Here is an 18,706-nt window from a genome sequence, read left to right on the forward strand (position 1 = left end):
AACCCCCACCCCCACCCCCCCCGCCCCCCCCCGCCCCCCCCCCCCGGCCGCCGCCCCCGCCGCCCCCGCCCCCGCCGCCCCCCCCCCCCCCGCCGCCCCCCCCCCCGCGGCCCCGTGGCCGGTTCACACCGGCCACGGGGTTTCCCGTGCCGCGCCCGAGACGAGGTCGCGGGCGCGGGTCCGGCGATCGGGAATCCGATCAGTCGTCGTCGAACACGAAGCGGCCGTTGGTGTTCCTGTTCGACAGGAAGTTGTTGTTGTTGTTGTGGTTGTTGATCCGTAGCTTGAAGCGCTGGTGGCCGCCGCGGTGGCCCCAACCTCCCCAGCCGCCGCAACCACCGCCGCCGCAGCCGCAGCGGCGGCCACAGCCACCGCCGCCCCAGGTCGGGAAGGCCGCCGCGGTGACCGCGGCGGTCGACGCGGAGGCGCTCGCGGCGGTGGTCGCCGCCCCTGCGCCGACGACCCCTCCGGTCAGCGCCACGCTGAAGGCGATCCCGGTGATGACACTCTTGAACTTGGGCATTGCTTTTCCCCTCGAAAGGTTCAATTACCCCGATTACCGACATTTCTTGATCAGTCGGAAATCACTAGAGATGGAAACATGTAAGCCATCCCGCTTGTCATACTTTCCTGCCATGTCTGCCCATAAACGGTAATTCAATCCTTTTACGCATCGATTGTCCGTTTATGGCGGTCATTAAACTCTGGCGGATTGTTTTATGGCGAAATGTCCTTTATGTTCCACGAGGGGTTCAACGCCCCTCCGCTGCCGGGCCTCCCGGCTCACGGTCGGCCGGACCCCCTCCTCTCTCAGGAAGGGCGCGCGTCGATGCCGTAGGCGTGCAGCGCGGAGACCATCCAGCGCGAGAGGCGTACGTGGCCGACGAGGGTGGGGTGGACGCCGTCGGGCAGCACCGCCCCGCGCCCCCAGCCCCGGCCGTGCGGGCCGAGGGCCTCGAACGGGTCGAGGAAGGACACCTCCTGCCGGTCGGCGGCGAGCGCGACGGCCTCCCGCACGCCGTAGGCCCACCGGGGTGCCTTCGTCATCCAGATCGGACCGACCAGCACGATCCTGGTGTGCGGCCACCTCCGCCTGGCCAGCTCCACCAGCCGGACGGCCGCGTTCTCGATCCTCGCGGCCTCGACCCGGCGGTCGTTGCGCCCGCCGGAGATGATGAGCATGTCGGGCTCGGGACGCCAGGAGAGCTCCTTGACGAAGGAGTCCTGGAAGGTCCGGCCCACCCTGCCGGGGTTGACGAAGCCCGTCCCCGCGGCGCCCGCGGTGATCAGTTGCCAGCCCAGCTCCCGCGCGACCCGGGCCGCGTAGCCGTCCCACCCTCGTACCGGACCCGACCCGACCGTGAAGCTGTCACCGACGATCATGACGAGCGGAGCCCGGGACGGCCAGGCGGGCGGTGATTTCGTACCGGCGGTCATCGGCGTGGCCAGACCGCTTCCAACGCTACATCCCGAAATAAGGGAAGAAATCGCTACAAGGAATGCGGCCGCGAACGCCCACGGTCGGCTACGTACGGGCGCGCGCATACCACCTCAGGAAACGTCAGGCTCCCGACATGATTGCAGATGTCCACCGGTGGTGGGAGGGGTCAGCTGACATCGGAAGGGCCGACGGACCAAGTGTTGCAGTAGGCGATCCTGGCGTACTTCCAGCCGTGGTCGAGCCAGGCGGCGTAGCGCTCGCCGCTGCCGTGGTCGCGCCGGGCACCTCCGTTCTGGTCGTCACCGCGCCCGTACTCGGTGCGCAGGACCTCCTGCCAGCGGGCGTTGGTGACTCCCAGCGGGACCCGTACGGTGCGGGCGAAGGCTCCGGCGAGGCACTGCGCCTGGAGTTCGCTGCGGCGGGAGTGGGAGTCCTGGGCGGCACGGGACCTGTCGGAGACCTCCCACCACCAGGCTCCGCCGATGCCCGCCATGCTCTGCACGTGGTGCGCGTACTCGTGGGCGAGCACGGTCATGTAGGGCACGTGGTTGGCGGCGGGGTCGAGGTCGCCACTCTGCTCGATCACATGGCTCAGGCCGATGTACATGCCCCGGTTGGACGGGCAGTAGTAGGCGGAGGCGTTGGCGTCGGGGTACGTCCCGCAGGGCCCTCGCCCCTGACGGGACCAGTAGACCCTGCGGGCCGGGAGGAAGAGCGCGCCGGCCTGGGAGAACTTCGCCGACCACGCCCGGTCCAGGCAGTCGGTGACGGCGTTGAGATAGGAGAGCATCTCGCGGGGCCGGGTCGAGGGCCGGGGGGCACGGCACGAGGTGGGACGCATCAGGCCCGTGCCGTACAGCGGGTTGCGCTTGAGCCGGGCCCCGGTGTCCGAGCGCCGCATCTGGCGGAGGTCGACGGCGGTGCTCCTTCCCGCGGCGTTCCGTTTCGCGGCGACCGGCGTGATCTCGGCGTCGCCCAGCGAGCCGAGGTTCAGCTTCTCCGGCGGGGTGAAGTCCGGCGTGGTGACCTCGCTGTCACCCGTCTGCTGGGGGGCGGCGCTCCTCGTCGCCACCGGGGCGGTCCCCGGCCCGGCGGGAAGCTCGACATCCTTCTCACCGGCCAGACTCGCGATCACCACGACCGCGGTGAACGCCGTGGCGAGCACACCGAGCACGCCGAAGGCCAGCGGGTTCGCCCCCCGTGAGCGCATGCGACCGCCCCTCCAAAGAGTTGATCTACGGGCGGCAATCTAGCGGATGTAACCACATATAGGTTTATAAGCGGGAAAAAATGGATACGGGGTGGTCCGTCACAGGCCGGTGGATCTCGCTAAGCTCCCGGCACATGGCGGCATCTTTCTCGCACCGAGCAGCCGGAACCCTGGCCGCGACGGCGATCCTCGCGCTCACGCTCGGCACGTCCCTCGCCCTCGCGTCCCCCGCCCTGGCGAGCGGCCCGACCGGAGCGGAGTCCTCCCGGACCGTGCGGACCGAGGCGGCACCCCCCAAGGTCTGGCGGACCGAGGCGGAGCCCCACTCCTCTCGGACCGGACGGAGCATCCGTGCCGCACGCTCCGCGCAGGCCGTCCGCTCCACGCAGGACGGCAAGGTGACCAGCACGACCGTCCAGCTGGAGCTCCGGCAGGACGGCGTGCTCCACGTCAGGGAGGAGGTCGTCTTCGAGGGTGACGCACCGTCGCGCGACCTCGTCGCCCGGACCCGCTACGACGATCGCAGCGACCGCCTCTACCAGGTCACCGGCCTCAAGGGCGACGCCACGCTGACCGGCGAGACCATCACCCTGAAAGGATCGGGAAGCGCCACCCTGGAGTACGACGTCCTGGGCGCCGTCACACCGCTCGCCGACGCCCAGGAACTGCGCTGGTACGCGGTGGGCGCCTGGTCCGTTCCCGTGGAGCAGGCCAGGGTCAGCGTGAGCGGGCCGGCCACGACGCAGAACCTGTCGTGCTTCGCCGGCCCCCTCACCTCGGCGATCGCCTGCACCGAGGCGTCCATGGACCACACGGGCGTCGCCGCCGAGTTCGGGCAGCAGGACCTCGGCGCCGGTGAGGTGCTCACCGTGGTCGTCGGTTACCCCGCCGGCGCCACCAAGGGGGCACCGGTCCTGGAGCGCCGCTTCGAGCTGTCCAACGCCTTCACCCTGAACGCCGTCACCGGCGGCGCGCTGGCCGGCCTGCTCCTGCTGCTGCTCGGCGGCCTCGGCCTCCTCTACTGGACCAGGGGCCGCGACGCCCGCGTGGTCGGCCACGAGTCGGGCTCGCTCAGCGGCGTCGAGAACGGTCACTTCGCCCCGCCGGACGGTGTCCGCCCCGGCCAGATCGGCACCCTCATGGACGAGCAGGCCGACGTGATCGACGTGACCGCCACGATCGTCGACCTGGCCGTGCGGGGCTACCTCAGGATCGACGAACAGCCCCGGCAGACGTACGAGACCCCCGACTGGAGGCTCGTGCGGATGCCCGCCGCCCAGGTCGCCTCGCTGCTGCCCTACGAGCGGGAGCTCTACGACGCCATCTTCGACGGCCGTGACGCGGTGCTGCTCTCGGAGCTCCAGGGATCGTTCGGCGCCAAGCTGGGCAGGGTCCGCGAGGCGCTCTACCGCGACGTGGTCACGCAGGGCTGGTTCGCCCGCCGCCCCGACACCGTCCGCACCCGCTGGACGACCCTCGGGGTGGTCCTCACCGGGCTCGGCGTCCTCGCCACCGTCGGGCTCGCCTGGCTCACCACGTACGGGGTGCTCGGCCTGGCCCTGATCATCGCCGGTGCCGCCCTCGCGGTGGGCGGCCAGTACATGCCCGCCAAGACCGCGAAGGGCGCGGGCGCCCTCGCCCACACCATCGGTTTCAGGGAGTATCTGTCCAGCGCCGACCTCGGCGGGGACGTCCCCGAGGCCCAGCGGGTGGAGCTGTTCTCCCGCTACCTGCCCTACGCCGTCATCTTCGACAACGTCGACCGCTGGGCCCGCGTGGTCTCCTCGGTCACCGGCAACGGACAGCAGGCCGACAACCTGTACTGGTATCACGGCCCGGCCGAGTGGGACCTGTCCAGGTTCGCCGACTCGATGCGGACCTTCACCATGACCACCTCGGGGGCGATCTCCACCACCCGCCAGTTCCGCTCCCTGTGAGAGCTTCCTTACACGAGCCCGTACGCGAGCCCCGGGCGGCTACCGCACGCGGATCTCGCCCACCGGACGCCCTCCGCCGAGCACGACCCCGGTGGCGAGTTCGTCGAGTCCCGGGGCCTCGAAGCCGAGGGCGGTCAGGGCCGCGACGGTGACCGGGACGCGGGCGCGCTGGCCACCGTCCTCGATCTTGACGGTTCCCGAGCGCCCGTCGGTGAAGACGAACGCGTCGAAGGCCTCCGCGCCGGCCTTGACCAGCAGCCCGGGAACCGCCCGCATCAGCCGGGCCTCGGGGCGGGTGGTCCCCGACGTCCACTCGGGGTGGGCGCGGAACGCGTCGGCGACGCGACGCTCCGGGGAGTCGGGATCGGCGAGGACGAGGGCGCGGAACGCCCGGGTCACCCCCAGCATCGAGACGAAGAACAGCGGTGCGCCGCAACCGTCCACCCCGCTCGCGGCGACGCGCTCGCCGGTCAGTTCCTCGATCGTGGCGCGCACGGCCCGCTGCAGCGGATGCGCCGGGTCGAGGTAGGTCTCCGGGGGCCAGCCGTTGGCCACGCAGGTGGCCAGCATCGCCGCGTGCTTGCCCGAGCAGTTCATGTAGACCCTGGCCCGGCCCCCTCCTGAACGCAGCACCTCCTCGCGGGAGGCGACGTCCTCAGGCAGGTCCGCGGGACAGCCGAGCGCGCTCTCCTCCAGCCCCGCCCCGGCCAGGATCCTCCGTACCCCGTCCACGTGGAACGGCTCCCCCACGTGACTCGCGCACGCCAGCGCGAGCAACTCCCCCTCCAGGGGGAGCCCGGCGCGGACCATCCCGAGCGCCTGCAGGGGCTTCATGGACGAACGTGGCGACACCAGGGCGTCCACCGCCCCGTGAACCCTCACCGGCGACCCGTCGGCGGCCACCGCGAGCATCCGCGCCCGATGGGTGGACTCCACGAACCCCGAGCGGACAACCTCGACGAACAACGACTCAGCAGACACCTTTGTCTCCTTTCGCCCGAAGTCTAGGGACGCCCGGGGACACGGGATGATGGGGGTATGCGTGCGGTCGTACAGCGGGTGAGTTCCGCGTCGGTGGTGGTGGACGGCGCGACGGTCGGGGCGATCGACGAGCCGGGGCTGCTCGTCCTGGTCGGCGTGACCCATACCGACACGCGCGCCGAGGCGGCCAGGCTCGCCGCCAAGCTCTGGGGCCTGCGGATCCTCTCCGGCGAGAAGTCCTGCTCCGACATCGGCGCGCCACTGCTGGTGGTCAGCCAGTTCACCCTGTACGGCGACGCCCGCAAGGGCCGCCGTCCCACCTGGCAGGCCGCCGCCCCTGGACCGGTCGCCGAGCCGCTGGTGGAGGCGGTCTGCGCCGAACTGCGCGCGCTGGGCGCCCGCGTGGAGACCGGGGTGTTCGGGGCCGACATGAAGGTCGGGCTCACCAACGACGGCCCGATCACCCTGATTCTGGACATCTGACCCCGCGCGCCCCGGTGACCACGACCGGGGCGCGGCGCCGTCGGGCGCCCTCGGGGTCAGCGGATGCGGCGGCGCAGGCTCGGGTCGATCTGGACGTTGCGTCCGGCGTCCGGCGGCACGATGACCTCCTGGGACGCGGCCACCCCCGCGGCCTCCAGCGTGGCGTCCACCGGCACGGTCCTCTTGACCACGGCGAGCGCGACCGGCCCCAGCTCGTGATGGCGCGCCGAACTCCCCACGAAACCGACCTCCGCCCCGTCCAGGGTCACCGGCGCACCGTGCTTGGGCAGGGTGTCGACGCTGCCGTCCAGGTGCAGGAAGACCAGGCGGCGGGGCGGGTGGCCCAGGTTGTGGACGCGGGCCACGGTCTCCTGGCCCTTGTAACAGCCCTTGTTGAGGTGCAGGGCCGAGCCGATCCAGCCCACCTCGTGCGGGATCGTCTTGTGGTCGGTCTCGAAGCCCAGGCGGGGACGGTGCCCCTCGATCCGCAGCGCCTCGTACGCCCAGAGCCCGGCGAGGCCCAGCCCGAGCCGCCCGGCGAGCAGGTCGCGCGGGAGCAGGATGTCCTGCCCCACGGCGACGGCGCCCTCGGGCAGGTCGGGGCGCGCCTCCCCGGCCACGGAGACCACGGCGTAGCGATCCGTCACGTCGGCGACCTCGACCCTGAGCATGAACCGCATCTTGTCGAGGAACGCGGCCACCTCCGCGCCGGTGCCCGGCTCGACGTGCGCCCACACCGCCTCGCCGTCGTCGACGAGGACGAGGTGGTGCTCCACCCTGCCCTGGGCGTCCAGCAGCAGCGTCTCGGTGGGCCGCCCCGGTTTCAGGTCGTCGAGTTTCTGCGAGCTGAGGCTGTTGAGCCAGCTCAGACGATCGGGTCCGGAGATCCGGACGACCTCGCGGTTGCTCCGGTCGACCATCGCCTCCCCGGCGAGCAGCGCGCGCTGCTCGGCGAACGGGTCGCCGTAGTGTCCGGCGACGTCGGCGTCGGGGCTCTCGGCCGCGACCGCGCCGGGAGTGTCCAGCAGAGGGCTTCGCATGAACACAGCCTACGAGGCTCCGCCGAAGAGCACGGCGGCGACTCTTCCCACAGAAGGGTCCCGGCCTGCGCGACACACCCCGGCGGCTCGGCTCAGTGGCTCGGCGGCCGAAGCGCGACGAGTCCCGGCCCCGGGGTCCCGCCGGTCCGGCGACGATCTCCCCGGCGGCTCAGCGGCACTTGCGGCAGCGGCCGAAGACCGTCAGATGGTGCACATCGGTGAGGAACCCGAGCTTCTGGTCGAGGTTGGCGACGAAGTCCTCCACCAGGTCGGGGCTCACTTCACTGATCTCCCCGCAACCGCGGCAGACCAGATGAACATGATCGGCCTCGGACGTCAGGTGGTAGGTGGGGGCGCCGTGCCCGAGATGGGAGTGGGTGACCATGCCGAGCTCCTCAAGGAGCTCAAGGGTCCGGTAGACGGTGGATATGTTCACCCCGCGAGCGGTCTCCCGCACCCGGTTGCAGATCTCCTCCGGAGTGGCGTGCTCACAGGCCTTGACCGCCTCAAGCACCAGCTGGCGCTGCGGAGTGACCCGGTAACCGCGCGCCCGGAGTTCCTCATGCCACGACGTCTCGGTCATATACAGAGTCTATGAGCACCGAGGCTCCCCTCGTCCTCCCACGGCCCGACCGCCTGCAGCAGTGGATTCGCCGGCGTGGAGGCGGTCAACTCACCGGATAGGTGTCGAGCAGGCCGCACATGCCCAGTCGGCCACGGTCGCGTGGCTCCGCCATCTGGTGGACCTGCGCCTCGGCCAGGTGTGGCGCTTCGCCGCGAGCGAGCGCGTCGAGCTGATGTCCGGTCTCGTCGGCCGCCCGCAACGCGCCGTCGCGCCATCTCCGCCGCCAGTCGTCCACGTACGGCCGGACGAGGCGGATCGCCGCGGCATGGAACTCGCGCAACGGGGTGAGATCGTCGGCCAGCGCGGCGGCCCGCAGCCGCTCGAACCCGCGTACGGCGAGGTCACGCCGAGCATAGGCGGCGGTCACGTCCGCGCCTGGCGCGCCGCCGCCGGGCAGCGCCACGGCGGCCGCGTACGTCGCGGGGTCGGCGAGCAGGTCCGGCGGAAGGGTCAGCACGGCGTCGCCTGCCTCGGGAAGACCGCTGTTCTGCATGAGGACGACGATCTCCAGGCCGCCGTTGTTGACCAGCCGGTGAATCGTGCCCGGAGCGAACCAGACAACGGCCCCCGGACGCAACCGGGTCTCCCGGTATCCGGAAAGCGTGAGCGTCTGCACGAGCCCCGATCCGGATATCACCACGTACGCCTCGGCGCAGGCCAGGTGCAGGTGAGGGGTACCGCCGATCTCGCCGTCCGGAGCGATCGAATCGTAAACGCAGAGCCGGGAGACTCCGACCCCGCCCGGCAGCGGTGTGACTCGCTCCGTCGACATGCTCATCGGCATCACCTTTCTCGGGGAGAAATATCTCAGGAAAGGGCTTTCCAGTTATGGCTCGACGCTAATACCACGCACCGGCACCGTCAACACCGGCCGCCCACTCCCCCGGGCCGCACCGGGTCGCTCATCGAGCCGGTCAAGGTCGCTGCCCGGCCATCGGTCACCGGCGGCCACGCCAGAGGTGCGACACGGTGGCCAACGACGCCAGCGCCAGGCCGGCCACCCCCGCGACCGGGGACCCCGCCACGGTCAACGCGGTCGCGACCAGGCCGGCCGGCAGCCAGGTCCAGGTCGCGACCGGCCGGGGCGACCGGCCGCGCCGACGCCGCCACGCCTCCGTCGCCATCGGGATGATCAGTGGCGGCAGGATCGCCCCGAGCACCGACAACCAGGGCAGCAGCAGGAGGTCGAAGCGGACCGTGGCCAACAGCGCACCGGGTACGGTCACCATCAGCATGGCGGCCGAGTTCGACATCGTCGGACGGACCGCGCGCAGCGCCAGGGCGCCCGAGTAGGTGGTGGTCAGCGCGGGCGCGAAGACCCCGGCCGTGACGAACAGATTGGCGTACGACGAAAGACCGTCGGCGTCCGCCAGCGCCGAGACCACGTCGGTGGAGCCGGTGTGCAACCAGACCCCGGCGCCCGCCGCGATGACCACGACCGCCGGGGCGACCAGCAACAGGACGCACCGGACGAGGTCCCGGCGGGTGGAGAGACCACGGCTGAAGTCGGGTGCGCGCAGCGCGAAGACCGACACGTAGCCGCCGATGACGGCGATGTCGGCAGCCACACCCAGGCCGCCCAGCCCACCTGGACCGCCCATCGACAGGGTCACCGGCGGCGTCGCCGGCCGCAGCAGCGCCACGCATACGGTGACCAGGGCGAGTGCCGCCAGCGTGGTGAGCACGGCGATCCGGTTGCCGGCCGCGGGCGAGGCGTAGGACACGGCCAGGACGGCTGCCGCGAGCAGTAGCGCGCCCATCGGTCCGGGAATGCCGAACACCGCGGCCAGGGAGGCGCCGCCCAGCCCGACGTTGAAACCATTCCACCCGATCATCGCGGCGCCGAGCACCCAGCCGAGCAGGAGCCGCCCTGCCGCCGGCAGATACCGGGGCGCGACCTCGGTCAGCGTCCCGCCTTCCCCGTACGGCGGCCGTACCCCCAGGGCACCCTGACCGAAGAGCAACAGCGCCATCAGCGCGGCGCCCCCGGCCAGGCCGAGCACCGGCACGGCGCCGCCGTGCCGGTGCGCGATCCCGGCGCCCAGGATCAGCGCGGCGGGCGCCGCACCGAGTCCGAGCCACGCCCCGGCGGCGTCGGTCCACCGCCTCGGCGCGTGGCTGTCGGTCAGTGGTTGGCTCCCGAGCCGAGGAGTTCGCGGATCTGCGTGGCCAACCGGTCGAACCGTTCGTCGGACATCACCTGCGCGTACTCCCGGTCGAGGGGCAGGTCGACGGGGAGAGTGCGCACGATGCGGCCCGGACGCGGGCTCATCACCTCGACCCGGGTGCCGAGGAACACCGCCTCGGCGATGGAGTGGGTGACCAGGACGATGGTGGTCCCGGTCTCCTGCCAGATCCGGTTCAACTCGGTGTTGAGCTGCTCGCGGGTCAACGCGTCGAGCGCTCCGAACGGCTCGTCCATGAGGAGCACCGGCGGTTGGTGCAGCAGCGCCCGGCAGAGGGCCACCCGCTGCTGCATGCCGCCCGACAACTCGTGCGGGAGCGCGTTCTCGAAGCCGGTCAGGCCGGTGAGCTCGATCAGTTCGTCGGCCCGGCGGGCAGCCCACGCCCGGTCCAACCCACGCATCTCGGCCTGCAGCAGGATGTTCTTCCGCACACCTCGCCACTCAAGCAGGGCCGCCCGCTGGAAGACGAAGCCGATGTCCTTCTGCGGCTGGGTGACCGGTCGGCCGAGGAGGGCGACCGTACCGCTGGTGGGCTTGACCAGGCCGGCGATGATTTTGAGCACGGTGGATTTCCCGCACCCGGACGGTCCCACGATCGTGATGAACTCGCCCGCGTCAACCCGTAGGGTGACGTTGTCGACCGCCAGGGTCTGGGATCGTTTCGACTGGAACTGGACGGTCAGGTCGGTGATGTCGATCGCGGTGTCGGTCAGCGTCGCTGCGGCTGTGGTCATCGCCGCCTCACCCGTTGCTGCCGTAGGAGCCGTCCCAGTACTTCGACGGGGCGCCGGGGTCTCCCAGCTCGGCGTACTGGGTCATCAGATTGATGGTTTCGGTCCACTTCGCCTCGGCGTTGACCCCGGGCGTGCCGTCGGCGGCGACGTCGAGCAGCGGCACGGCCAGCGTCAGCTGCTTGAGCAGCACGTCCTTCTCAGGCTCGTTCTCGGCCAGTTCGGCCATCGCGTCGACGGCGCCGGGGATGTCCTTGGCCGCCTCGCTCCAGGACCTCTGGGTGGCCCGGACGAACGCCTTCACCATGTCCGGGTCCTTGCTCAGCGTGTTCTCGTTGACCACCAGGCCGGTGCCCAACATGTTCATCCCCCAGTCGGCGTAGAGCAGGTAGTCGACGTCCTTGCCGGTTTTGGCCTCGATGGTCGGCGCCTGGTCGTGGAAGAAGCCCTGGATGGCGTCGACCTGGCCCTCGGCGAGAGCGGCGATCTTCCCGGCCGCGTCGAGGTTGACCACCTTGACGTCCTGCTCGGAGAGCCCATTGGCCTTGAGCCAGGCGGGGAAGGTGGCGTAGATGGCATCGCCCGGGGTGCCGCCCACGGTCTTTCCCTTGAGATCGGCGGGTGCCTTGATTCCGGTCTCGGCGAGGGATTCGATGGAAGCCGGGCCCTTCTGGAGGAACACCCCCACGCTCTTGACCTTCATGCCCGAGGTGATGCCCTTGAGCAGTGGCGGAGTGTCCGCCCAGCCGAAGTCGGTCTGCTCCTGGGCCACCGCCTGGATGGTCTTCCCGGACCCTCCGCCGGGTTTGATCGTCAGCTTGATGCCCTCGGCATCGTAGAAGCCCTTCTTGACCCCGTAGTAGAACGGAGCGTGCTCGCCGTAGGGAACCCAGTTCAGGGTCAGGTTCACCGTTCTGGCGCCGTCGGCGGCGCCTGGCTGTTCGGCGTCGCCGCCGCCGCAGGCGGCCACCGTTCCCACCAGCAGGAGCACGGCGGCGGTATACCCAAGACTTCTCATTGGCGATGCCTCCCGAAGCATCCGGCGGGGGGGGTGGGGGTGTGTGGAGCGATTCAGGACGTGGTCAGCGGTACGCCGGTACGACGGCTGGCGTGCCACGGGATGAGCAGGGCCTCCGCCACCTCGACGATGACGAAGAGGACGATGCCGATCAACGACATCAGGAACAGGTCGGCGAAGAGCAACGGGGCGTCCAGATTGCCGTTGGCCACCAGCAGTACGTAGCCGAGACCCTCGTCGGCACCGACGAACTCGCCGACGACGGCGCCGACCACCGCCAGGGTCACGGCGACCTTCAACCCGGCCATCAGATGCGGGAGCGCGTTCGGGAATCGGATCTTGCGGAACGTCTTCCACCGGCCGGCGCCCATGGTCGCGGACAGGTCGATCAGCTCCGGATCCGTCGATCGCAGACCGGCCACCCCGGAGATGACAACCGGGAAGAACGCGATGAGAACGGCCAAGACGATCTTCGGCGTGAGCCCGACGCCGAACCAGACCACGAGCAGCGGGGCGATCGCGATCTTCGGAATCACCTGGGCGAAGAGCACGATGGGGTAGATGGCCTTCTCCATCGTGGGCGAGTAGGCGATCAAAACAGCGGTACCCAGACCCAGCAGGGCGGCCAGGATGAAGCCGATGACCGTCTCATACAGCGTCACATACGTGTTCCGCATCAGAAACGCCCAGTCTTCGATCATGGTCTCCCAGACCTGGCCCGGGGTGGGCAGCAGGTAGTTCGGCATCAATCCGAGCTCGGCGACGAGCCACCAGACGGCGAAGACGACGGCGAGCAGAAGCGCGGGTCGCCAGAGCGCCCCGGCGAAGCGCAGCAGGCGAATGCCAGGATGGTCGGCTCGCCCTGTCGGGGCGGGTGGGCGATTCGCCGGAGCGGTTACCTCGGTGGACGTCCCGGCCCGTGCCCCTGTCGGAGTCGTCGTCGACGCGGACCGGTTCTTCGCCTCCAGGTCAATGCCGTGGTCAGCCGCTTGGTTCTGCACAGGCACTCCTTCTCCGGGTCGGATCACCGTGAGGGCGGAAGCTGGGCGCGACCGCCTCGCAGAGCCAGGAAAGGGCTTTCCTAGTCCGATTGCCACGACCGTAACCAGCCGGACACGTACCCGTCAACGGTTCTTTTCACTCGACTCGCCCGAAAAGGGGCACAGTTTCCGAAATGCGCTGGATGCGAGCATCCAATCCCTTGCCCGGCCCGCCTCCGCCAACCCTGGACGACAAAAGGGACATTCACTCGCGAACCACCCTTCGAAGGACCTCTTGACCGCCGCCCTGTCTTCTGTTTACGGTCGAAAGCGCTTTCCTAGGAAAACGCTTACCTGTCCGCTGATCCTGACCGCACGTCCACCCCCCAGCCACTGTGAGGGAAGATGGATCACAGCACGCCCCCGACCACCAGCCGGCCCGGACGCAGGCGACGGTGGTTCGGCGCGGCCGCCACAGCCGCCGCTGCGTTGCTCCTGCCGTTCCTGTCGACGCCACTCCCCGTCCAGGCCGCCGCCCAGGCCGACATCCCGCCCCAGGAACCGGGCGTGACGATGCGCGTGTACGACGTGCAGGTCGCCCTGTTCGACTACTGCGTGCTCAAACCAGGCCAGACACCCAACATCGACAAGGTGATGCCGACGATCGACTGGACGACCACCGCGGACTTCGGGTTCGCGAACCAGTTCGTCACCGAAGTGAGCGGCAACCTCAACATCACCACCGCCGGGACCTACGACTTCCGGCTCATCAGCGACGACGGCGCACGGTTCTTCCTCGACGGCACCCAGGTGATCGACCACCCCGGCCGCCACGGCGCCACCCCGAAGGACGGCTCGATCGACCTGACCGCGGGCTACCACGCGCTGCGCATCGAGCACTTCGACGCCCAGTCCACCAAGCGGCTACGGCTCGAGTGGCGGCCACCGGGCGCGACCGGCCACACCCTCGTGCCGACCTCGGTGCTGAGCACCGACTCCGAGGTCGTACGGGTCACCTCACCCGGCCGCAAGCAGTGTGAGGGCGTCACCGACGCCCCCGGCGACGGGCTGCCGCTGACCGGTGTGCACCCGGCCTACACGCTGACGAACCTGCGCCCGGACGGCTTCCAGCCGCAGGTCACCGGCATGGACTGGCTGCCGGACGGCCGGCTGGCCATCTCCACCTGGGGCGGTGACCGGGAGACCGTGCTCGGCGAGGTGTACCTGCTCGACGGCGTCACCGGCAACACCGACCCGAGCAAGGTGACCACCAAGAAGATCGCCCAAGGCCTGCAGGAACCGATGGGCCTCAAGTACGTCGACGGCACCATCTACGTGTCGGAGAAGCACCAGCTGACCGCGCTCGTGGACAAGACAGGCGACGAGGTCACCGACGAGTACCGCAGGATCGCGACCTGGCCGTTCAGCGGCAACTACCACGAGTTCGCGTTCGGCCTGCTGTACAAGGGCGGATACTTCTACGTCACCACGGGCATCTCGATGGTCCCCGGCGGCGCGACCGCCAACCCGCAGCCCGTTCCCCACCGCGGCAGCACCCTCAAGATCAACAAGAAGACGGGCGAAGTGACCTATATCGCCAGTGGGCTGCGCACACCCAACGGCATCGGCTGGGGGCCGGGGAACGACATCTTCGTCACCGACAACCAGGGCATGTGGGTGCCGGCGTCGAAGCTGGTGCGGATCAAGGAGGGCGCCTTCTACAACCACTACGTCAACCCGAGTGGCACGTACGACGACCAGCCGGTGACCGAACCCGTGCTCTGGTTGCCGCACAACGAGATCTCCAACTCGCCGAGCAACCCGATCGTGCTGCCCGACGGCGTGTTCAAGGGCCAGATGGTGTTCGGCGACGTGACCTACGGCGGTCTGCAGCGCGCGTACCTGGAGAAGGTCGCGGGCGAGTACCAGGGCGCCGTGTTCCGCATGACCCAGGGGCTCGAGTCCGGGGTGAGCCGGATCGGCCTCGGCCCGGACAACGCGATCTACACCGGCGGCATCGGCTGGGCGGGCAACTGGGGCCAGGCGGGCAAGCTCAGCTACGGCCTGCAGAAGCTCAGCCTCAACGGCTCCGAGGCGTTCGACATCCGCAAGATGCGGGCCGTCAAGGGCGGCTTCGAACTCGAGTACACGCAGCCGCTGTCCGACGAGACCGCGCAGAACCTCGCCGCCAAGTACAAGGTCAAGCAGTGGCGGTACGTGGCGACGCCCCAGTACGGCGGCCCGAAGATCGGTGAGCAGACCCTTGAGGTCACCTCGGCGACCCTGTCGAAGGACCGCAAGAAGGTGACGCTGAAGATCACGGGCCTGAAGCCGGGCCACGTGGTGCACGTGCACTCCCCGCGCCCGTTCGACTCGGCGTCCGGTCAGGAGCTGTGGAGCACCGAGGCGTGGTACACGCTCAACCGGCTGGCCGACGGCACGAAGGCACCGGCCGAGTACGAGGCGGAGTCCGCCAAGCTGGCCGGTGGGACCGGCTGGAACACCAACCACGCCGGCTACTCGGGCGCCGGTTTCGTCGACCGCAACTGGGAAGTGGGCGCCAGCACCACGTTCGCCGTCCGCGCCGACAAGGCCGGCCGCCACGACATCGAGCTGCGGTACGCGAACGGCCCCAACTCGATCCCCACCAACCCGCCCTCGAAGTCGATGAGCCTGTACGTCAACGGCAAGAAGGAGAAGCAGATCTGGCTCGCCCCCACCGGGGCCTGGGCCAACTGGGCGACCCAGACGGAGACGGTGACGCTGCGCCCCGGCGCGAACACCATCGCCTACGTCTTTGAGGCGACCGACGTCGGACGCGTCAACCTGGACAAGATCACGGTGACGCCGTCGAAGAAGCGGATCACGCTGTTCGACGGCACCGACCTCGACGCGTGGGAGACGACGTCCGGCGCCCCGGCGACGTGGCCCGTGGCGGACGGGACGATGGAGTCGCTCGGCGGTGACATCCGCACGAAGGAACGGTTCGGCGACTTCCGCATGCACATCGAGTGGTACCAGCCGCACTACCCGCCGGAGGTCACCGGCCAGGCCCGCGGCAACAGCGGCGTGTACATCTTCGAGAGCTACGAACTGCAGGTGCTGGAGTCCTACGGGCGACCCCCGGAGCTCAACGGCGCCGGCTCCCTCTATCTGAAGAAGGCGCCGGACGTGAACGCGGCGCGGCCGACCGGCGAGTGGCAGACGTACGACATCGAGTTCCGCGCGGCGCGCTTCGACAACGCGGCCAAGAAGGTGGAGGACGCGCGGATAACCGTGAAGTGGAACGGAAAACTGGTGCACGACAACGTGGCCATCGACGGCCCGACCGGCGCGGGCAGAGCGGAGGACCCGGCCCCGGGCAAGATCAAGCTACAGGACCACGGCGACCCCGGCGACAACCCACGATTCCGCAACGTCTGGATCGAACGGCTCTGACACCACCGAGCCGCTGACCCCGCGAAGGTGACCCTCGCGACGCCCGGCGTCGCGAGGGTCACCCTTCACGCACCACCGACGGGGAGATCCGCCTCCCACCGAACAAGGCGCCCGGCACGGGGAAGAGGTGCTACCGCCGCGCCGGGCCGGCGCTCTCCCGGCGGATGAGCTCCGCTCCCACCCGCACGATACGCAGCACGTCATCGCCTTCGGCCGGCTGCAGGGCGAGGATCACGGCGCGGGCGCCCATGTCGGCGAGCGGGAGACGGATGGTGGTGAGCGCGGGGGTGACATCCGACGCGATGGGCATGTCGTCAAAGCCGATCACGCTGACCTCGTCGGGAACGGCGATGCCACGCGAACGCAGCAGCGCGAGGGCGCCGATGGCCATCGAGTCGTTGAGCGCGGCCATGGCGGTCAGCTTCGGCTCAGCGTCGAGCAGCGCCGCGGCGGCGGCCATTCCGCTGGTGCGGTCGAAGTCGCCGTATACGATACGCCGGGCCGGCAACCTCCGGCCATGCTCCCGCGCAGCGCGGCGCAGTCCGGCGAGCCGGTCCGTGGTGGTGGTCATCTGCTCAGGACCGGCGATGACCCCGAACCGCCGGTGGCCCAGGGTGTACAGCTCAGCGGCCAGCAGGTAGCCGCCCTTCTCGTTGTCGGGCAGGACGGCGTCGCCGACGTGGTCATGGCGGCCGATGACCACGGTCCGGCCGCCGGTGGCCTGGTAGACGCGCAGCTTGCTGTTCATCTTGGCGGTGAAGGCGTCGTCGTGGTAACCGGAGCCGGCGAGAATGATCGCCGCGACCTGATGGGCACGCAGCAGCTCGACGTATTCGAGTTCTCTGTCCGGGTTGCGGTAGCTGTTGCAGGTGATGACGAGTCGCCCGTTTTCGGTAGCGACACGTTGCAGTCCACGGATGATCTCGGCGAAGTACGGGTCTGAGACGTCGTGCACGATGACGCCGATCGTGCTGCGGTGCGAGCGGGCGAGGAGCTGAGCGTGCGCGTTGGGCACGTACTGCAACTCCTCGACGGCGGCCAGCACCCGCTCACGCAGAGCGTCGGCCACGGGCTTGGGGCTGCCGTTGATGATCCGCGACACGGTGGCCGACGATACGCCGGCCAGACGTGCGACATCAGCCAGTGTCGCCACAGATCCAATCCCTCCCCGGGCGGTTTCACCCAGAATAGCCGCTCAGGAAAGCCCTTGCCTCAGCGTCGGGAGCGATCAGCGCACCGAGTAAACGCTTACCTTGCAGCTCGCCATCCGCGGAGCAAGACGGGTGCCGGTCGGCCGCGATCAGATGAGCCCACAGCGACACACAGGTCTTCCTCGCAGGAAACTCGCAATTTTACTTTATATTACATTAAGCCCAAATGCACAATAATGCGGTAACGGCTTTTCGCCACTCACATTTACCGGGAAAAACCGCTTGGGTTCAAGCTGTCGTCGGTCCACGTCGCCGAGGAGATGCGGCCGATGTTCACCTCGCGACCGAGAATTCGTTCGGCCGCTCGCGCCGCGTCGTGGAGCTCGTCCGCGGATCCCACGGCGAGGACGTCGATATCACGTGGCGGCGGTCCGGCCTGATTCGCGTATCGAGCAGCCCAGGAGCCGTAGATGTACGCCTCGTCGATGCCGGAGATCGGCTCAGGAAGCAGTAGAGGTGGCATCGCCCTCATAGATGAATACCGCCGTCCACCTATAGCAAGTAGTTCACTTTAGGCGACCATTCGAACACCTATCGTGGCGATATTCGCACAGGGCGTCGGCGGCGGTCGAACGATCGGCTCCGGCCGCCGTGGCGTCCCGCCAACCCCCTCGCCGAGCCGCATCAGGGCTGCTCAGAGGGCGGGCGCTGGAGGGCAGAGGCGGGTTTGGAAAATTCATTTGCCTCGAGGGCGCGGAGTTTCATAACGTACAGGCACGCCGAAAGGAGGTGGTCCGAACGATGGTTGATCATAGTTGGGCTAGCGAGGTGGCTGTCCGCTAGGACGCCGCGACCGGACTCTGTCCGGGCGTCAGGCGACGTTCGGCGAATCCACGACAATCACCGGAACCCCGGGCCGCCGGAGGCGGGCGATCCCGCCTGTAGTCCACCGGCCCCCCTGCCGAGCAGGGGGAAGTGGCCCGGGGTTCTTCCCTTTCCCGGCTCCTTCTTCTCGATCACCTCTCCCCGTTCAGGAGGAGTCGGTGGGCGAGGTCCACCCGGCGGCGTCACCTCGTACGACGGGGATTCGCCGGTCAGTGCTGCCTCAGCGTTCCCATCGCGTTCCCTTAGTGCTCGCCGCGTGCGGGGACGCCGAGGGCGGTGCAGGCGTCACGGTAGAGGCGGACGACCTCCGTACGGACCTGGGCGCGTTCGGTCAGCGTGGTGCTCCAGGGAACCCGGACCGTGACGTCCCGCCCGTCGACCACGGCGGCGAACTCGATCGCCTCGGCGTCGACACCGGTCGTCGTCGCGCCGGTGGCCTCGGGTTGCCCACCGAGGCCCCTGCAGATCAGCAGCGCGTCATCGGCGTGGTCGTCGTTCATGTGGCGCTTGATCGCCTCGACCACGTCGGGGGTGAAGGGAGTGCTCATGTCCCAGAGCGTAACCAGCGCCCCGCCTCACCCGAGCGCGGGTGCCGGACGC

17 protein-coding genes are annotated in these 18,706 nt (G+C 69.5%); 3 read left to right on the plus strand and 14 right to left on the minus strand.

Going from position 1 to position 18,706, the window contains the following annotated elements:
• Nucleotides 1-199: 199 nt before the first annotated feature.
• The 3 genes from AB0B90_RS02650 to AB0B90_RS02660 form a co-directional block, all read right to left on the minus strand.
• Nucleotides 200-523, minus strand: coding sequence for a hypothetical protein (locus tag AB0B90_RS02650; RefSeq protein WP_350943128.1), 324 nt, complete (start codon nt 521-523; stop codon nt 200-202).
• Between the two features lie 287 nt (nt 524-810).
• The gene (locus AB0B90_RS02655; RefSeq protein WP_350943126.1) at nt 811-1,437 is read right to left on the minus strand and encodes an SGNH/GDSL hydrolase family protein; all 627 of its coding nucleotides are present in this window, start codon (nt 1,435-1,437) and stop codon (nt 811-813) included.
• A 170-nt stretch (nt 1,438-1,607) separates the two neighbouring features.
• A complete protein-coding gene (locus AB0B90_RS02660) occupies nt 1,608-2,651 on the minus strand; it encodes a neutral zinc metallopeptidase (RefSeq protein WP_362920355.1) in 1,044 nt (347 codons plus the stop codon).
• A gap of 134 nt (nt 2,652-2,785) precedes the next feature.
• Here AB0B90_RS02660 and AB0B90_RS02665 point away from each other — a divergent pair, with 134 nt between their 5' ends.
• Entirely contained in the window at nt 2,786-4,588 is a 1,803-nt protein-coding gene (locus tag AB0B90_RS02665) for a DUF2207 domain-containing protein (RefSeq protein ID WP_350943122.1), read from the plus strand.
• Nucleotides 4,589-4,627: 39 nt separating this feature from the next.
• On the opposite strand, the gene AB0B90_RS02670 is transcribed toward AB0B90_RS02665, so the two are convergent.
• Nucleotides 4,628-5,569 (minus strand): asparaginase, encoded by a 942-nt coding sequence (locus AB0B90_RS02670; RefSeq protein WP_362920357.1) that lies wholly within the window; start codon nt 5,567-5,569, stop codon nt 4,628-4,630.
• A gap of 57 nt (nt 5,570-5,626) precedes the next feature.
• Here AB0B90_RS02670 and dtd point away from each other — a divergent pair, with 57 nt between their 5' ends.
• Nucleotides 5,627-6,052: a D-aminoacyl-tRNA deacylase gene (gene dtd, locus AB0B90_RS02675; RefSeq protein WP_350943120.1), complete on the plus strand. Its 426-nt coding sequence runs from the start codon at nt 5,627-5,629 to the stop codon at nt 6,050-6,052.
• Between the two features lie 56 nt (nt 6,053-6,108).
• On the opposite strand, the gene AB0B90_RS02680 is transcribed toward dtd, so the two are convergent.
• The 7 genes from AB0B90_RS02680 to AB0B90_RS02710 all read right to left on the minus strand — a co-directional run bounded on the left by AB0B90_RS02680 (nt 6,109) and on the right by AB0B90_RS02710 (nt 12,653).
• Nucleotides 6,109-7,092 (minus strand): glycine cleavage T C-terminal barrel domain-containing protein, encoded by a 984-nt coding sequence (locus AB0B90_RS02680; protein WP_350943119.1) that lies wholly within the window; start codon nt 7,090-7,092, stop codon nt 6,109-6,111.
• Nucleotides 7,093-7,261: 169 nt separating this feature from the next.
• The gene (locus AB0B90_RS02685; protein ID WP_350943118.1) at nt 7,262-7,675 is read right to left on the minus strand and encodes a Fur family transcriptional regulator; all 414 of its coding nucleotides are present in this window, start codon (nt 7,673-7,675) and stop codon (nt 7,262-7,264) included.
• A gap of 85 nt (nt 7,676-7,760) precedes the next feature.
• Nucleotides 7,761-8,495, minus strand: a complete 735-nt coding sequence (locus tag AB0B90_RS02690; RefSeq protein WP_350943116.1) for a cupin domain-containing protein — start codon at nt 8,493-8,495, stop codon at nt 7,761-7,763.
• Between the two features lie 160 nt (nt 8,496-8,655).
• Entirely contained in the window at nt 8,656-9,726 is a 1,071-nt protein-coding gene (locus tag AB0B90_RS02695) for a hypothetical protein (protein WP_350943114.1), read from the minus strand.
• Nucleotides 9,727-9,842: 116 nt separating this feature from the next.
• Entirely contained in the window at nt 9,843-10,637 is a 795-nt protein-coding gene (locus AB0B90_RS02700) for an ABC transporter ATP-binding protein (protein ID WP_350943112.1), read from the minus strand.
• 7 nt (nt 10,638-10,644) lie between these two features.
• Nucleotides 10,645-11,652 (minus strand): ABC transporter substrate-binding protein, encoded by a 1,008-nt coding sequence (locus tag AB0B90_RS02705; RefSeq protein WP_350943110.1) that lies wholly within the window; start codon nt 11,650-11,652, stop codon nt 10,645-10,647.
• Nucleotides 11,653-11,705: 53 nt separating this feature from the next.
• Nucleotides 11,706-12,653, minus strand: a complete 948-nt coding sequence (locus AB0B90_RS02710; RefSeq protein WP_362920360.1) for an ABC transporter permease — start codon at nt 12,651-12,653, stop codon at nt 11,706-11,708.
• A 384-nt stretch (nt 12,654-13,037) separates the two neighbouring features.
• Between AB0B90_RS02710 and AB0B90_RS02715 the strand changes: the two genes are divergently transcribed.
• Nucleotides 13,038-16,070: a family 16 glycoside hydrolase gene (locus tag AB0B90_RS02715; RefSeq protein ID WP_362920362.1), complete on the plus strand. Its 3,033-nt coding sequence runs from the start codon at nt 13,038-13,040 to the stop codon at nt 16,068-16,070.
• A gap of 130 nt (nt 16,071-16,200) precedes the next feature.
• On the opposite strand, the gene AB0B90_RS02720 is transcribed toward AB0B90_RS02715, so the two are convergent.
• The 3 genes from AB0B90_RS02720 to AB0B90_RS02730 all read right to left on the minus strand — a co-directional run bounded on the left by AB0B90_RS02720 (nt 16,201) and on the right by AB0B90_RS02730 (nt 18,654).
• Nucleotides 16,201-17,223, minus strand: a complete 1,023-nt coding sequence (locus tag AB0B90_RS02720; RefSeq protein WP_350943104.1) for a LacI family DNA-binding transcriptional regulator — start codon at nt 17,221-17,223, stop codon at nt 16,201-16,203.
• Nucleotides 17,224-17,486: 263 nt separating this feature from the next.
• A complete protein-coding gene (locus AB0B90_RS02725; RefSeq protein ID WP_362920365.1) occupies nt 17,487-17,753 on the minus strand; it encodes a hypothetical protein in 267 nt (88 codons plus the stop codon).
• A gap of 595 nt (nt 17,754-18,348) precedes the next feature.
• Entirely contained in the window at nt 18,349-18,654 is a 306-nt protein-coding gene (locus AB0B90_RS02730; RefSeq protein ID WP_350943100.1) for a DUF2470 domain-containing protein, read from the minus strand.
• Between the last annotated feature and the right edge of the window lie 52 nt (nt 18,655-18,706).

Origin of the sequence: Streptosporangium sp. NPDC049078, from assembly GCF_040648855.1 — a bacterium.
Taxonomy (GTDB): domain Bacteria; phylum Actinomycetota; class Actinomycetes; order Streptosporangiales; family Streptosporangiaceae; genus Streptosporangium.

Excerpts from the sequence above, each read along its gene's own strand:
- AB0B90_RS02715 (WP_362920362.1), top strand. The coding sequence starts at position 13,038 with ATGGATCACAGCACGCCCCCGACCACCAGCCGGCCCGGACGCAGGCGA.
- AB0B90_RS02650 (WP_350943128.1), bottom strand. The coding sequence starts at position 523 with ATGCCCAAGTTCAAGAGTGTCATCACCGGGATCGCCTTCAGCGTGGCG.
- AB0B90_RS02680 (WP_350943119.1), bottom strand. The coding sequence starts at position 7,092 with ATGCGAAGCCCTCTGCTGGACACTCCCGGCGCGGTCGCGGCCGAGAGC.
- AB0B90_RS02730 (WP_350943100.1), bottom strand. The coding sequence starts at position 18,654 with ATGAGCACTCCCTTCACCCCCGACGTGGTCGAGGCGATCAAGCGCCAC.
- AB0B90_RS02655 (WP_350943126.1), bottom strand. The coding sequence starts at position 1,437 with ATGACCGCCGGTACGAAATCACCGCCCGCCTGGCCGTCCCGGGCTCCG.
- AB0B90_RS02685 (WP_350943118.1), bottom strand. The coding sequence starts at position 7,675 with ATGACCGAGACGTCGTGGCATGAGGAACTCCGGGCGCGCGGTTACCGG.
- AB0B90_RS02690 (WP_350943116.1), bottom strand. The coding sequence starts at position 8,495 with ATGAGCATGTCGACGGAGCGAGTCACACCGCTGCCGGGCGGGGTCGGA.
- dtd (WP_350943120.1), top strand. The coding sequence starts at position 5,627 with ATGCGTGCGGTCGTACAGCGGGTGAGTTCCGCGTCGGTGGTGGTGGAC.
- AB0B90_RS02665 (WP_350943122.1), top strand. The coding sequence starts at position 2,786 with ATGGCGGCATCTTTCTCGCACCGAGCAGCCGGAACCCTGGCCGCGACG.
- AB0B90_RS02700 (WP_350943112.1), bottom strand. The coding sequence starts at position 10,637 with ATGACCACAGCCGCAGCGACGCTGACCGACACCGCGATCGACATCACC.
- AB0B90_RS02725 (WP_362920365.1), bottom strand. The coding sequence starts at position 17,753 with ATGAGGGCGATGCCACCTCTACTGCTTCCTGAGCCGATCTCCGGCATC.
- AB0B90_RS02660 (WP_362920355.1), bottom strand. The coding sequence starts at position 2,651 with ATGCGCTCACGGGGGGCGAACCCGCTGGCCTTCGGCGTGCTCGGTGTG.
- AB0B90_RS02705 (WP_350943110.1), bottom strand. The coding sequence starts at position 11,652 with ATGAGAAGTCTTGGGTATACCGCCGCCGTGCTCCTGCTGGTGGGAACG.